Here is a 13,481-nt window from a genome sequence, read left to right on the forward strand (position 1 = left end):
CTAGAAAGAAGGCAAAACCGTAATGCGCGTTACACAATCCATGCTATCTAACAATATGCTTCGTAATCTGAATACAAGCTACAACAAGATGAGCAAACTTCAAGATCAAATGAATTCAGGATCACTAATTAACCGTCCTTCCGATGACCCGGTAATCGCCGTAAAAGGAATGGGCTACCGCGTAGACTTAGATAAAAACGCGCAATACCAACGTAATATTAATGAGGCGCATACTTGGGTGGATTCTACAGATGAAGCATTAGACCAAGTTGGTACTTCGTTAATTCGTGTGAAAGAGTTAATTGTACAAGCAGCGAATGATACAAATACACCTGATGAACGTAAAAAAATTGGTGAAGAAATTAGCCAAATTCGTGAGCAATTCCGCGATTTAGCCAATTCGAAAATTGGTGATAATTATATATTCTCAGGAACTTATACAAATCGCCCATTATTTAGTGATGGGGCGATTAATCCCGAAATCGCTGGTCAAGACGGCTTAACAAAATCTATTGACATGAACGTCTTTGATGGCATTTCAATGAAAGTAAATACGACAGGCGTAGATTACTTCCAAAAAGTCGATGAATTTATGGGGCAGCTTGAAGGGATTTTGAACAATAAAGACATTACAAGTGAAGAAATCGGTGCGGCATTAGGCGCAGAATTTGAAAATGCTGGAGGCACAGCCAAAATTCCAGCATTAGACGGCTTGCATAGCACGGTCTTGACAATGCGTGCAGAAATCGGCGCAAAACAAAACCGCCTAGAATTAATGCAAAACCGTTTAGAAATTCAAGAACTGAACGTGACGAAGCAGCTATCTGAAAATGAAGACACAGACTACGCAAAAGCCATTACAGACATGACAACAGCCGAGTCAATTCACCAAGCGTCTTTATCTGTAGGTGCAAAGATTATTCAGCAAACTTTAGTTGACTTTATCCGTTAGATGAAGACAACTAAAGTTCTGCGAAAGCAAAGCGACAGTTGCAAACGGTTTTAAAAAATAAATGACTTCATCCGTTAATAACAATCTAAATTTCGCAATAAAGATTCAATTTCTACATTACATGAAGTGGCAAAACACAACTTACCATTTTATTCAGTCAGCTTAGAAATTACCGTGTTTCGACCATTTCAAATTCTTTTTTGAAAAGGGGAATGGCAATGCGTGTTACACAATCGATGTTATCAAGCAATATGCTACGAAATTTAAATAATAGTTATAATAAAATGTCTAAATATCAAGACCAGTTGAACTCTGGAAAGATTATTAACCGTCCATCTGATGACCCGGTAGTAGCCGTAAAAGGGATGAGCTACCGCGTGGATTTAGACAGAAACGTACAATATCAACGTAATATGCGTGAAGCTCATACGTGGTTGGATTCGACGGACGAGTCTTTAGATCAAGTCGGGACTTCTTTAATTCGTGTGAAAGAGCTAATTGTACAAGCAGCGAACGATACGAATACAAAGGAAGAGCGCAATAAAATCAGCGAAGAAATCAAACAAATTCGTGCGCATATTCAGGATTTAGGTAATACAAAAATTGGAGAAAATTATGTTTTCTCAGGTACGAAAACAGGGACACCATTATTTGTTAATGAACCAACTCTAAATGTAACGGTATTAAATGAAGCAGCTTTAGGAACAAAAACAGATAGTAATGCTCCAGGAAATAAAACTGTAGAGATTGATGTATTCGACGGCATCAAAATGCAAGTCAATACAGCGGGGATGGAATTATTTGGCGCTGTTGATGATTACTTAGCAGAGGTAGAAGGCTTATTTGGTCGTCACAAAGATCCTACTCAAACACCTGCTACAGGCGAGGAAATCGGTGACTTATTAGGTCTTTCAGGCACAGGTGCAACAACCACTAATCCTAGACTAGATAAAATCACTGAAAAAGTACTCGAAGTCCGAGCTACAGTGGGAGCGCGTCAAAATCGTCTTGAATTAATGACGAACCGCTTAGAAATCCAAGAAGTTAGCGTGACAAAACAAATGTCACTTAACGAAGATACAGACTATGCCAAAACCATTACCGAAATGGTAACAGCCGAATCTATCCACCAAGCATCCTTGTCTGTAGGGGCAAAGATTATTCAGCAAACTTTAGTTGACTTCATCCGTTAGATGAAGGCAACTAAAGTTCTGTGACGAAAGCGAAGCGACAGTCACAAACGGTTTAAATAAAACGAAGACTTCATCCGTTAGATGAAGGCAACTAAAGTTCTGTGACGAAAGCGAAGCGACAGTCACAAACGGTTTAAATAAAATGAAGACTTCATCTGTTAGATGAAGGCAACTAAAGTTCTGTGACGAAAGCGAAGCGACAGTCACAAACGGTTTAAATAAAATGAAGACTTCATCCGTTAGATGAAGGCAACTAAAGTTCTGTGACGAAAGCGAAGCGACAGTCACAAACGGTCTAAATAAAATGAAGACTTCATCCGTTAGATGAAGACAACTAAAGTTCTGTGACGAAAGCGAAGCGACAGTCACAAACGGTTTAAATAAAATGAAGACTTCATCCGTTAGATGAAGGCTACTAATGTCTTGTGACAAAAGCGAAGAGACAGTCATAGACGGTTTAATACCATCCGTTAACAACATAAATTTCAACAACTGAGCGTTTGGAGCTTTTCCAAACGCTTTTCTTAAAAAGGGGGGCCTATAAGTATGAACATCCCACAAATTCAAATTTCAACAACTGACATCAAAATGGATTACAACATTACAAAGCCGTTTCAACGCATTCAGCAACCGAAAGCAACATTGAATATTTCACAGCCGGCTGCAACACTTGAAATCAATACAACGAATGCTAGGCTCGACATTAATATGGATCAAATGTGGCGTGATTTAGGGCTTAAGCCAACTGGTGAAATGATTAAAGAATATGCACAAATGGGCCGACAAGAATCACTAAGTGGTATTTCGCGTCGCGTTAGTGAAGGTAATCAAATGATGCGCAACGCCGGAAAAGACATGGGGCGTTCAACAATCCAAAATATCGCCAAGCAAAACCATGGACCAAAGCGCGCGGGTCCCTATAATATTAAGTTCATCCCATCAATTGGCTCGGTGGATGTAAACATTACACCAGGGACAACAGATGTGAACATTACACGAAATGCGCCAAAAATTGACGTTCAAGTGAACAAGCCGCAAATGGACTTCACTTACGGTAAGGTAAGTGGCAAAATGGTGGTAAGGCCAGATGTACAGATTGATGTAAGAGGCTAAAAGGAGCGAATTACATGAACATTGAAACAAAATTTTTAGGTGAAGTAGAAATTCAAGAAGAGAACATTATTACCTTTGAAAACGGATTACCTGGTTTCCCAGAAAATAAATCGTTTATCCTTTTAGGCTTAGATGCCGATTTACCGATTGCGTTATTACAATCGACAGAAGAAGCGCAGCTAGGCTTTGTGGTTGCCTACCCATTTGCGTTTAAAAAAGATTATGCATTTGACTTAAGTGAAGAAGACAAAACCGAGTTAAAGCTAAGCGATGAAAAAGATGTCGCGGTGTATACGATACTCACATTAAAAGAAAATTTCCCGGATTCAACGATGAACTTATTAGCACCCATCATCATTAATACAAAAGAACAGCTAGGCAAACAGATTGTCTTACATGATAGCGGACAATATTCACTACGCTACCCAGTAGGGATTGCTGAAGGAAGTGTGAAATAAATGCTCGTACTGTCTCGAAAAAAAGGCGAGTCGATTATGATTGGCGACCACATCGAGTTGAAGGTGATTGCCGTAGAAGGCGATCAAGTCAAGCTCGGTATCGTGGCACCAAAATCGGTCAAGGTTCACCGTCATGAAGTATTTGAATCCATTATGCAACAAAATAAAGAGGCATTAGATGCTGTCCCAGATTTTGTGAAAAATTTAAAGTTAAAAAAATAGCAGAAAAAGCACTAGTCAAAGTGAAAATGGACTGGTGCTTTTGTTTGGTTAATGGTAGTTTTAAATACATATATTAACGGGAAATTTTATGGTTAAAAATAACTTTTAAGAAAAATGCCGATAAGGTAAGAAAGCTTAAAAATAAATTGAACATAAAGGTATGATGCAAATGGTCGGTTTTTTAAAAAAATTATTTTCTTCGAAACCCATTCCCCCTGAGCAGCAATACGACGAGCGCGGCTTCAATCTATACGGGGAATCATAAAAACGGCACCAAATATGATGATTACGGTTATGATGTCCGCGGATTTGGTGAAAATGGCAAAATGCGCAATCGTAACTTTTATGATGCAAATGGCTTTGACGCAAAGGGCATCCATTTGACCGGGAAAAAGTATATCGGCGGCTACGATTGCTTCGGCTATGATGCAATCGGCTATAATCGTGACGGCTGGAACCGAGAGGGCTACTACAAGGACGGTTATAACAAAGCAGGCTATGATGTAGACGGCTTCAATTTTAGTGGCCTTGACCAAGAAGGCTATGACCAAGACGGTTTCGATAAAAAGGGCTGGGACCGAGAAGGCTTTAATAAAGAAGACTTCGATAAAAACGGCTACAACCGAGACGGGAAAACGCACGATGGCTACAACGAAAAAGGTTATAATGCGGAAGGCTACGACCGAGAAGGTTACAACAGAAAAGGCTATAAATGTTGACACAACGGAAGCACCGATGCCTGACAATATTACCTTCCATATTGGTGCAAACAGTGGCCAAAATATTCAAGTAGAGTTACCTAAAATTTCAACTAAAAATCTAGGCTTAACAGGCATCAGCATTGCTACTCAAGAAACGGCGGATAAGGCAATCGAAAAATTCGATAAAGCAATCGCCCTGATTTCAGACGATCGCTCACGCCTGGGTGCAGTACAAAACCGCCTCGAGCACACAATTAACAACCTAGGCGCAACATCAGAAAACCTAACAGCCGCAGAATCACGCATTCGCGATACAGATATGGCCGCTGAAATGATGAACTTCACAAAGCAAAACATCTTAATGCAAGCAGCGCAATCAATGCTTGCACAGGCAAATCAGCAGCCACAAGGTGTATTACAGCTACTAGGCTAAAAAATATTTAAAAATATTTTTAAAAACTATTAAACATTTAAAACCTGTAACGATATATAGAGTGTAAGGCAGAGGGAAACCAAAGCTGAGCTTTCCCACAAGGATGTGGGTCACAAAAACAATTCAAGGAGGAATTCCACATGAGAATTCAACATAACATTTCGGCTTTAAACACACACCGTAACCTTGGTTTCAACAACGCGCAAGCGTCTAAAAACCTAGAAAAATTATCTTCAGGTTACAAAATCAACCGTGCTGGCGATGACGCTGCAGGTTTAGCAATCTCTGAAAAAATGCGTGGACAAATCCGTGGTTTAGACATGGCTACGAAAAACGCTAACGACTCAATCTCTCTTATCCAAACAGCTGAGGGTGCATTAAACGAGTCTCACTCAATCTTACAACGTATGCGTGAGTTAGCAGTACAATCTGCAAACGACACAAACGTTGCAGAAGACCGTAACGCGTTAAACAAAGAAATCACACAATTAAAAGAAGAATTAACTCGTATCTCTACAGACACTGAGTTCAATACTCAAAAATTATTAAACGGTGATTTCCAAGATCGCGTATTCCACATCGGTGCAAACGAGAAACAAAACATCGAGTTATCAATCAGCAACGTATCTGCTAAAGCTCTTGATATTCAAGGGGATAAAGAAGGTACAGTTAAAAATACTGATGTTTATGATACTCTTAAAGTAAGTGTAAAAGCAGAGTCAGTTGGAGCGGCAGTTGTTGAATTAGAAGCTAAATGGCAAGCATCTGCAGGTACAAAAGTAGCTGGTTATTATGTTGCTAACGCTACAGTAGCGGTATTAGCATCTGCTAAACCTTTAACTGTTGGTGCAACACCTGGTACAATGACTATTACTACTGTTACTACACGTATTGCTGCAGGTACAGTTGCGGGTCTTTACTCAACAGCTGGCGATGTCGATAAAGAAGGCGTACTATCAGAAATGACTGTTGATGGTGCTGTAGCAACTTTCAAAGAAGCAGTTAAAGATGCAGATGGTAAAACTACACAAGCTGCGGGTTATTACAAAGCTGATGGTACTTCAGCGTTTGCTGCTGATGAAGCATTTGAAAACGGTGCTAAAGTTGATGTTGAAGGAATTAGCCTATTAACTCAAAAAGGTGCTGACTCAGCAATCGTTGATATCGATGCAGCAATCAAAAAAGTATCTGATACACGTTCTAACTTAGGTGCAGTTCAAAACCGTTTAGAACACACAATTAACAACTTAGGTGCAACTTCTGAAAACTTAACAGCTGCTGAATCACGTATCCGTGATACAGATATGGCTGCTGAAATGATGTCATTCACGAAGAACAACATCTTAATGCAAGCTGCACAATCAATGTTAGCGCAAGCTAACCAACAACCACAAGGCGTATTACAATTATTAGGTTAATTTGTAAGAAGCTTTTAAAAAAAGCGTTTGGGAATTTATTTTCCCAAACGCTTTTCTTTAGTTTTGAAATAAATTGTCGATATAGATGTTAGTTAATGAAATTTGAAGTAAGGGACAGATGAAATATGTTAATTGAAAAGAATATAGAAATTTTATCTGATGGAAAACCCCATTGGATAGCAGAACATATTGATAATGAGTATCCTAAGTTTTTATATAAAGATGAGAATAAAGAGTATTTCGAAGTTAAAGAAAATAAAATTATTGCCGTTGAATCTAATTTGGATGAAACTTTTGTATACAGTAAATACAAAAGAGAAATTATATTCGCATTTGGTATTTTAGGTGTTGAAGAGTTATCTGAACTTAAAAAAAGTGTTCATAAAGATTCGGTTATTATAGTAATAGAACCACAGTTGAATTTACTAACCCATACATTACATAATAAGTCCTTTAAAATTTTTCGGAAAAGTGGGATACTATTATTTGCCGATCATATTACAGATAATTTAAATGAATTTATTCAATCCATCATCTACAGTTTTGAAGCTTTAGGAATGGCTAGGAATATTCGATTTTATTTTACAGATTACTATCGAAAAACAGATTTTTCAATTACTAAACAATACATTTCTAAAATTAATCAAGTTTTAACAAGCATATTGCGAACTACAGGAAATGATGTTGATGATAGTTTGCAAGGATTAAATCAAAATTTAAGTAATTTAGAGTATATTGTTAAGTCTAAAAATCCGGCCTTTTTGAAGAATCGTTTTCGTAATAAACCTGCTGTAGTCATTGCTGCAGGTCCTTCGTTAAATAAAAACATAGAAATTTTAAAAGCCAATAAAGAGAAATTAATAATCGTTGCAGTTGATACAATAGTTAGTCGTTTAGTAAAGGAAGGAATTATTCCTGACTTTATTTGTACTGTAGAACGAGTAGTTACGGTGTACGATTATTTTTATAAGGATAAAGATATGCCGAAAGAAATTACTTTAGTAGCACCTCCTTTGCTGCATGGTGAAATTTTTAAGGAGTTTAAGGGGAATTTAGTATTACCATTTAGAACGGAAGTAAATGAGTATAGATGGTTAAAAGAAATTTTAAATGTGGAAGAAGATGCAAGTACTTTAGTGGGGATATCATGTGCTCACATGGCATTTGGATTTGCTCATCATTTAGGTTGTAGTCCTATAATTTTAATTGGTCAAGACTTAGCATATGGTGAATCTGAGAGAGAAACACATGCTAGTGGTACAACTTATGATAATCTAGAGAATAATAAAATAGAAGAAACTTTTGAAGTACCTGGATATAATGGTGGTACAGTAAAATCTACGGCTATTTGGAATATGTTTAGAGTTTGGTATGAATCGAAAATTGCTGAATATGAGATAGATGTAATTAATGCTACAGAAGGCGGTTCTAAAATCGCTAATACTAGACAAATGACGCTAAAGGAAGCGATTAATAAATACGGTACCTCTAATATTGAAAATGTATATTCAGTAATTAATGACACGCCAATATATAATATTGATTTATCAATTGCTAAGAGAAATTTGAGCACAATGTTAGATTATATAGAAGCGTTTAGAAGAAAATGCTTAATTTACTTCAATAATGTCTCTAATATTAACATTGATAGTGAAAATATTAGGGGTAAGCAATTAGAAGTTGTTTATGAATTGAATAAAATAAAATATTTAAATGAGGAAATTTCTACTCACAAATTACTATCTCATAATCTTCAGTCACAATTAATAAAATATTTGTGGAATTATAATGATATAGATGAAATATGGAATTTAGAAAATCTGAAAAGATACAGAGATATTAATATTCGATATTTAGGTGCAGTAATTGTTACTTTAACTAGAATTGAAGAAATTATAAATAATAATTTAAAAAATGATTTTTTAAAGGATTGAAAAGAATGTTAAATAATAAAACGATATTAGTAACAGGTGGTACTGGATCTTTTGGTAAAAAGTTTATACGTAAGGCTCTGACGCTTGATGTAAAAAAAATCATTGTATTTAGCCGTGATGAGCTAAAACAATACGAAATGAAACAAGAATTTCAAGATGAGCGTATTCGTTTCTTTATCGGAGATGTAAGAGATAAGGATCGTTTATATCGTGCGTTTGATGGAGTAGATATTGTCATTCACGCAGCAGCGATGAAGCATGTGGATGCGTGTGAATATAATCCATTCGAAGCAATTAAAACGAATATTCATGGTGCTCAAAATATTATTGAAGCGGCCATTGATTGTGGCGTTGAAAAGGTTATCGCACTTTCAACAGATAAGGCATGTTCACCAGTAAACTTATACGGTGCAACAAAGTTAGCTTCAGATAAATTGTTTGTTGCAGCAAATGCCTATGTTGGTGAAAAGAAAACAAAATTCTCTGTTGTACGCTACGGTAATGTTGTAGGTAGTCGTGGCAGTGTTGTACCGTTCTTCAAGAAAATCCGAGAAACAGGAGTCGTTCCGATTACTGATGAGCGTATGACGCGCTTCTGGATTACATTAGAGCATGGTGTACAATTTGTATTAGATAACCTTGAGCGCATGCAAGGCGGCGAAATTTTTGTGCCGAAAATTCCAAGTATGAACATTATGGATTTAGCTAAGGCGATTGCTCCTGAATGTGAAATTGAGGTTATTGGTATTCGCCCAGGCGAAAAGCTGCATGAGGCGATGATTATGGAAGATGATGCGCGTCATACTATCGAATATGATAGCTATTATGTAATTCAGCCTGAAACAAACTGGTGGACAAAAGATAATAAATTAAATTCTAAAGAATTACCTGAAAATTTCCGTTATGTTAGTAATGAAAATACACATTGGTTAAGTGTTGAAGAATTAAGAGAATTAGTAAAAGAAATGTAGCTAAGCTACATTTCTTTTTATCATGTGGAGGTAGTAATAATGAAGATTATTGCAATTATTCAGGCGAGAATGGGATCAACAAGATTACCAGGGAAAATTTTAAAAAAAGTTAATGGCAAACCGTTGTTACAATATCAAATTGAAAGATTAAGAGACTGTGAAGAGTTAGATGAAGTTATAATAGCTACCACCGAGTTATCAAAAGATAATTTAGTAGCTGATTTTTGTAAAGAAAACAATATAATTTGTTTTAGAGGTTCAGAACAAGATGTTTTGTCTAGATATTTTTTAGCAGCTAAACAATATAAAGCAGATGTTGTTGTAAGAATAACATCAGATTGCCCACTAATTGATCCAGAAATCGTAGACAAAGTAATAAAATATTATAAGGATAATAATTTTGATTATGTCTCGAATGTTTTAGAAAGAACATTCCCTCGAGGACTAGATACAGAGGTTTTTTCATTTACAAGTTTAGAGAAAGTATACATTGAAGCAAAAACTGCAGATGAAAGAGAACATGTAACTTTATATTATTATAATAAAGAAAACGAGTTTACCAAAGGTAATGTGAAAAACGATAGAGATTTACATAATTACAGATTGACTGTAGATACGGAGGAGGATTTCACATTGATAGAAAAAATTTTAAGTACGTTATTTGTAGGAAACCCTAAATTTAGATTAATGGACATTATAACTTTAATGGAAAAAAATCCTTCTTGGTATGGTATTAATGCTCACATCGAACAAAAAAAGGTTTTAGGCGAATAAATGAAAGTTATTATAAGAGTAGATGCTTCAACTGAAATTGGTATTGGCCATGTCTCAAGATGTTTAACGTTAGCCAAAAAATATCAAGAACTGGGTAACGAGGTTATGTTCATTTGCAGAGAACTTGTTGGGGATTGTAGAGAATTAATTAAAAGTCATAAGTTTAAGGTGCTCAGTTTGCCTTTAATTGAAGAAGATATTTGGAGTTATACAACTGAAAATTGGGAGTTGGATGCTCTCCAAACTATAGAAATGATACCTAGTCAAAAAGCTGATTTGTTAATAGTAGATCATTACTCTCTCGATGAAAAATGGCAAAAAAAATTAGCTTCGTTTGTAGATGAAATATTGGTAATTGATGATTTGGCAGATAGACCGCATTATTGTGATTATTTAGTAGATCATAATGATTATTTAAACTTAAATGAACGATATAATAAATTAATTCCTGATTTTTGCTTGCCGTTATTAGGGCCTACTTATGCTATGTTAAGACAAGAATTTATTGTTGAAAAAGGTCGCATTAAAGAAAAAAAAGGCCCTGTTAAAAATATCTTAGTTTCATTTGGAGGAAGCGATCCAACAAATGAAACCTTAAAAGTACTTAAGGCATTAATTAGATTTAAAGGTTTAACTGTCCATGTTGTAGTTGGAAGTAGTAATCAGTATGCCAATATTATAAAAGAATGTTGTGAAAAAAATGACAATTACCATTATTACTATCAAATAAATAATATGGCTAGTTTGATAAATCAATGTGATATAGGAATTGGAGCTGGTGGTGTATCTACATGGGAAAGATGCTCCCTAGGTTTACCAAGTATAGTTGTAGCTACAGCAGAAAACCAATTAGAACTTTCCGAAAATGCAAACCAAAAGGGGATTATAAAATATTTAGGTTTAGCAGAATCTCAAACTACGAAAAGTTGGGAAGAGGAGACTGAAAAATTTATAAAAAATGAGATTCAGCGTATTAAGATACATAAAAAAGCTCTAGAAGTGATTGATTGCTTAGGAGTAGAGCGGATTGTAGAAAAAACGTTAGTATAGGGGAGATTATTACATGGTTAAAATAGGGAATAGGGAAATTGATATTAATAATGAACCTTACATTGTGGCAGAGGTAGGTATTAATCATAACGGAGACTTAAATAAAGCATTTGAGATGATTAAAGTTGCTAAAAAATCAGGTGTTGATGCAGTTAAATTTCAAACATTCAAAGCTGAAGAATTTGTTAACGATAGTACACAAATGTTTTCATATAAATCACAAGGTCAAGAAATTACTGAACCTATGTTAGATATGTTTAAACGATATGAATTTACAAAAGAAGAGTGGCAATCGATAAAAAGTAAGTGTGATGAATTAGGCATCACATTTTTATCAACTCCACAAAATGAATCAGATTTAGAACTATTGATGCAAATCGGGATAGATGCAATAAAAGTTGGTTCGGATGATTTTACGAATTTACCTTTGTTGAAGAGTTACGCAAAAATAGGTTTACCATTAATTATTTCATGCGGAATGGCCGATATGGCAGAAGTATATGAGACGCTTAATACATTAGATGCGTTTAATGGGGAGTCTGTAATTTTACTATTGTGTACGTCTCAATATCCAACCCCAGTAGAGGATGTAAATTTAAACAAATTAAAAACTTTAGCATCTAGTTTTCCTAATATTACATTAGGCTTTTCTGACCATACACAAGGTTTTTTAGCTTCATCTTTAGCGATAACATACGGAGCTAGATTTTTTGAAAAACATTTCACATTAGATAATGATTTACCAGGCCCGGATCATTGGTTTTCTGAAAATCCGGCTAGTTTAGAAGAGTGGGTTAATGCGATTAGGATGTCTTATAAAATGTTAGGAGATTCAATTATTAGACCTACAAAAGCAGAAGAACAAATGAAAATAATTGCAAGGAGACATATAGTAGCCTTAAATGATATTAATGAAGGAGAAGAATTGAATTCTAGTAATTTAGTTTTGAGAAGAACTGGAGAACCAGGGTTAGTACCCAAGTTTTATGAAGAGATACAGGGTTCTAAGGCATTGAAAAATATAAGTAAAGGTGAAATGATTAGACTGGGGGATTTTTATGTTGGAAAGTAATGAATTCAGAAAAATGCTAAGCAAATCAATTAATTTTAAAGAAAATGATTTTCATCCGCTAGTATGGATTAATGGAGAGCCTGAAATCGGGGATAATGTATTTATAGGTTTTTTTTCTGAAATTAATGCAAAAGGTGCAAAGGTGATTATTGGTGATAATTGTGATATTGCCTCATTTGTTGCTATAAATTGTGCAGATTCACATAAAAAATGCATTGAAGTTTCAGATGAAATAGATAGAAAGAATATAATTTTGGAAAATAATGTGTTTGTAGGTTCCCATTCTGTAATTAAAGGTGGAGCTAACATCGGACATCATTCAGTAATCGCGGCTGGGACAATAGTTGAAGGTGTGGAGATTCCTCCATATTCTTTAATAATAGGGAATCCAATGGTTGTTAAAGAAGGTTACTACAAATAGTATTCAAGAATATAAAATGAGATTTAATTGAAAGAAGTGATTGGCATGATAGTCACAGCACATCAACCTGCTTATTTACCTTGGTTAGGGCTATTTCATAAAATTGCAATAAGTGATTACTACGTGTATTTAGACACAGTTCAATTTGAAAAAAATAGCTTTATAAATCGTAATAAATTGGTTAGCGATCAAGAAGCTATTTGGTTGACAGTCCCAGTTCATCATAAGGGACATTTTGAGACGTCAATTAGTGATATTCAGATTAATAATAATTTAAAATGGAAAAAGAAACATTGGCTATCGATTTATTATAATTATAAATCAAGTCGATACTTTGATAAGTACAGTCCATTTATAGAGGAAGTCTATTCAAGGGAATGGGATAGCTTAGCTGACTTAAATTATGAAATGATGAAATGGTATTTAAATGTTTTGCGTATCAATGTTCCAATTATTAGAGCTAGTGAACAATCTTTTATAGGACAAAAAAATGAACTATTGATTAATATTACAAAACAGTTAAATAGCGATATTTTTATTTTTGGAAGTTTAGGTGAAAATTACGCAGATAGAGAATTGTTCTATCAATCCGGTATATATCCATATTTTCAAAAATATAATCATCCAATTTATACGCAACAAAATCAGAATTTTTTACCCTATATGAGTGTTTTAGATTTATTATTTAATGAGGGACCAGATGCATTAAATATAATTCTAAAAGGCAATATTAGTAAAAATGAGTTATTGAAAAAAAGGAGTGATTGAA

At 35.0% G+C, this 13,481-nt stretch carries 14 protein-coding genes and 1 pseudogene; all 15 read left to right on the forward strand.

Going from position 1 to position 13,481, the window contains the following annotated elements; translation table 11 throughout:
- The first annotated feature begins 22 nt into the window (after positions 1 to 22).
- The 15 genes and pseudogenes from flgL (NSQ62_RS02755) (at position 23) to NSQ62_RS02825 (ending at position 13,480) form a co-directional block, all read left to right on the forward strand.
- A complete protein-coding gene (flgL, locus tag NSQ62_RS02755; protein WP_341322403.1) occupies positions 23 to 952 on the forward strand; it encodes a flagellar hook-associated protein FlgL in 930 nt (309 codons plus the stop codon).
- 218 nt (positions 953 to 1,170) lie between these two features.
- On the forward strand, positions 1,171 to 2,145 hold the full coding sequence (gene flgL, locus NSQ62_RS02760) for a flagellar hook-associated protein FlgL (RefSeq protein ID WP_341322404.1): 975 nt from the start codon (positions 1,171 to 1,173) through the stop codon (positions 2,143 to 2,145).
- A 546-nt stretch (positions 2,146 to 2,691) separates the two neighbouring features.
- Positions 2,692 to 3,258, forward strand: a complete 567-nt coding sequence (locus NSQ62_RS02765) for a DUF6470 family protein (protein ID WP_341322405.1) — start codon at positions 2,692 to 2,694, stop codon at positions 3,256 to 3,258.
- Positions 3,259 to 3,272: 14 nt separating this feature from the next.
- A complete protein-coding gene (gene fliW, locus NSQ62_RS02770) occupies positions 3,273 to 3,716 on the forward strand; it encodes a flagellar assembly protein FliW (protein ID WP_341322406.1) in 444 nt (147 codons plus the stop codon).
- Positions 3,717 to 3,938, forward strand: a complete 222-nt coding sequence (gene csrA, locus NSQ62_RS02775) for a carbon storage regulator CsrA (protein WP_341322407.1) — start codon at positions 3,717 to 3,719, stop codon at positions 3,936 to 3,938.
- Between the two features lie 326 nt (positions 3,939 to 4,264).
- Positions 4,265 to 4,657, forward strand: coding sequence for a hypothetical protein (locus NSQ62_RS02780; RefSeq protein ID WP_341322408.1), 393 nt, complete (start codon positions 4,265 to 4,267; stop codon positions 4,655 to 4,657).
- A gap of 34 nt (positions 4,658 to 4,691) precedes the next feature.
- Positions 4,692 to 5,072, forward strand: a pseudogene (locus tag NSQ62_RS02785) (flagellin); the annotation flags it as partial.
- Between the two features lie 140 nt (positions 5,073 to 5,212).
- Positions 5,213 to 6,490, forward strand: a complete 1,278-nt coding sequence (locus NSQ62_RS02790; protein WP_341322409.1) for a flagellin — start codon at positions 5,213 to 5,215, stop codon at positions 6,488 to 6,490.
- A 125-nt stretch (positions 6,491 to 6,615) separates the two neighbouring features.
- Positions 6,616 to 8,424 carry a 6-hydroxymethylpterin diphosphokinase MptE-like protein gene (locus NSQ62_RS02795; RefSeq protein ID WP_341322410.1) on the forward strand — a complete coding sequence of 603 codons (1,809 nt, stop codon included), beginning with the start codon at positions 6,616 to 6,618 and terminating at the stop codon, positions 8,422 to 8,424.
- 5 nt (positions 8,425 to 8,429) lie between these two features.
- The gene (gene pseB, locus NSQ62_RS02800; RefSeq protein ID WP_341322411.1) at positions 8,430 to 9,395 is read left to right on the forward strand and encodes a UDP-N-acetylglucosamine 4,6-dehydratase (inverting); all 966 of its coding nucleotides are present in this window, start codon (positions 8,430 to 8,432) and stop codon (positions 9,393 to 9,395) included.
- 39 nt (positions 9,396 to 9,434) lie between these two features.
- Positions 9,435 to 10,169 (forward strand): glycosyltransferase family protein, encoded by a 735-nt coding sequence (locus NSQ62_RS02805; RefSeq protein ID WP_341322412.1) that lies wholly within the window; start codon positions 9,435 to 9,437, stop codon positions 10,167 to 10,169.
- Positions 10,170 to 11,219: a UDP-2,4-diacetamido-2,4,6-trideoxy-beta-L-altropyranose hydrolase gene (pseG, locus tag NSQ62_RS02810; RefSeq protein WP_341322413.1), complete on the forward strand. Its 1,050-nt coding sequence runs from the start codon at positions 10,170 to 10,172 to the stop codon at positions 11,217 to 11,219. It abuts the gene before it with no gap.
- Between the two features lie 13 nt (positions 11,220 to 11,232).
- Positions 11,233 to 12,291 (forward strand): N-acetylneuraminate synthase family protein, encoded by a 1,059-nt coding sequence (locus tag NSQ62_RS02815; RefSeq protein WP_341322414.1) that lies wholly within the window; start codon positions 11,233 to 11,235, stop codon positions 12,289 to 12,291.
- The gene (locus tag NSQ62_RS02820; RefSeq protein ID WP_341322415.1) at positions 12,278 to 12,712 is read left to right on the forward strand and encodes an acyltransferase; all 435 of its coding nucleotides are present in this window, start codon (positions 12,278 to 12,280) and stop codon (positions 12,710 to 12,712) included. The genes NSQ62_RS02815 and NSQ62_RS02820 overlap by 14 nt, the downstream gene beginning before the upstream one ends.
- 36 nt (positions 12,713 to 12,748) lie before the next feature.
- Complete coding sequence (locus NSQ62_RS02825) at positions 12,749 to 13,480, forward strand: WbqC family protein (RefSeq protein WP_341323872.1); 732 nt, start codon at positions 12,749 to 12,751, stop codon at positions 13,478 to 13,480.
- The last annotated feature ends 1 nt before the right edge of the window (position 13,481 follow it).

Origin of the sequence: Solibacillus sp. FSL H8-0523 (assembly GCF_038051985.1) — a bacterium.
Lineage (GTDB): Bacteria > Bacillota > Bacilli > Bacillales_A > Planococcaceae > Solibacillus.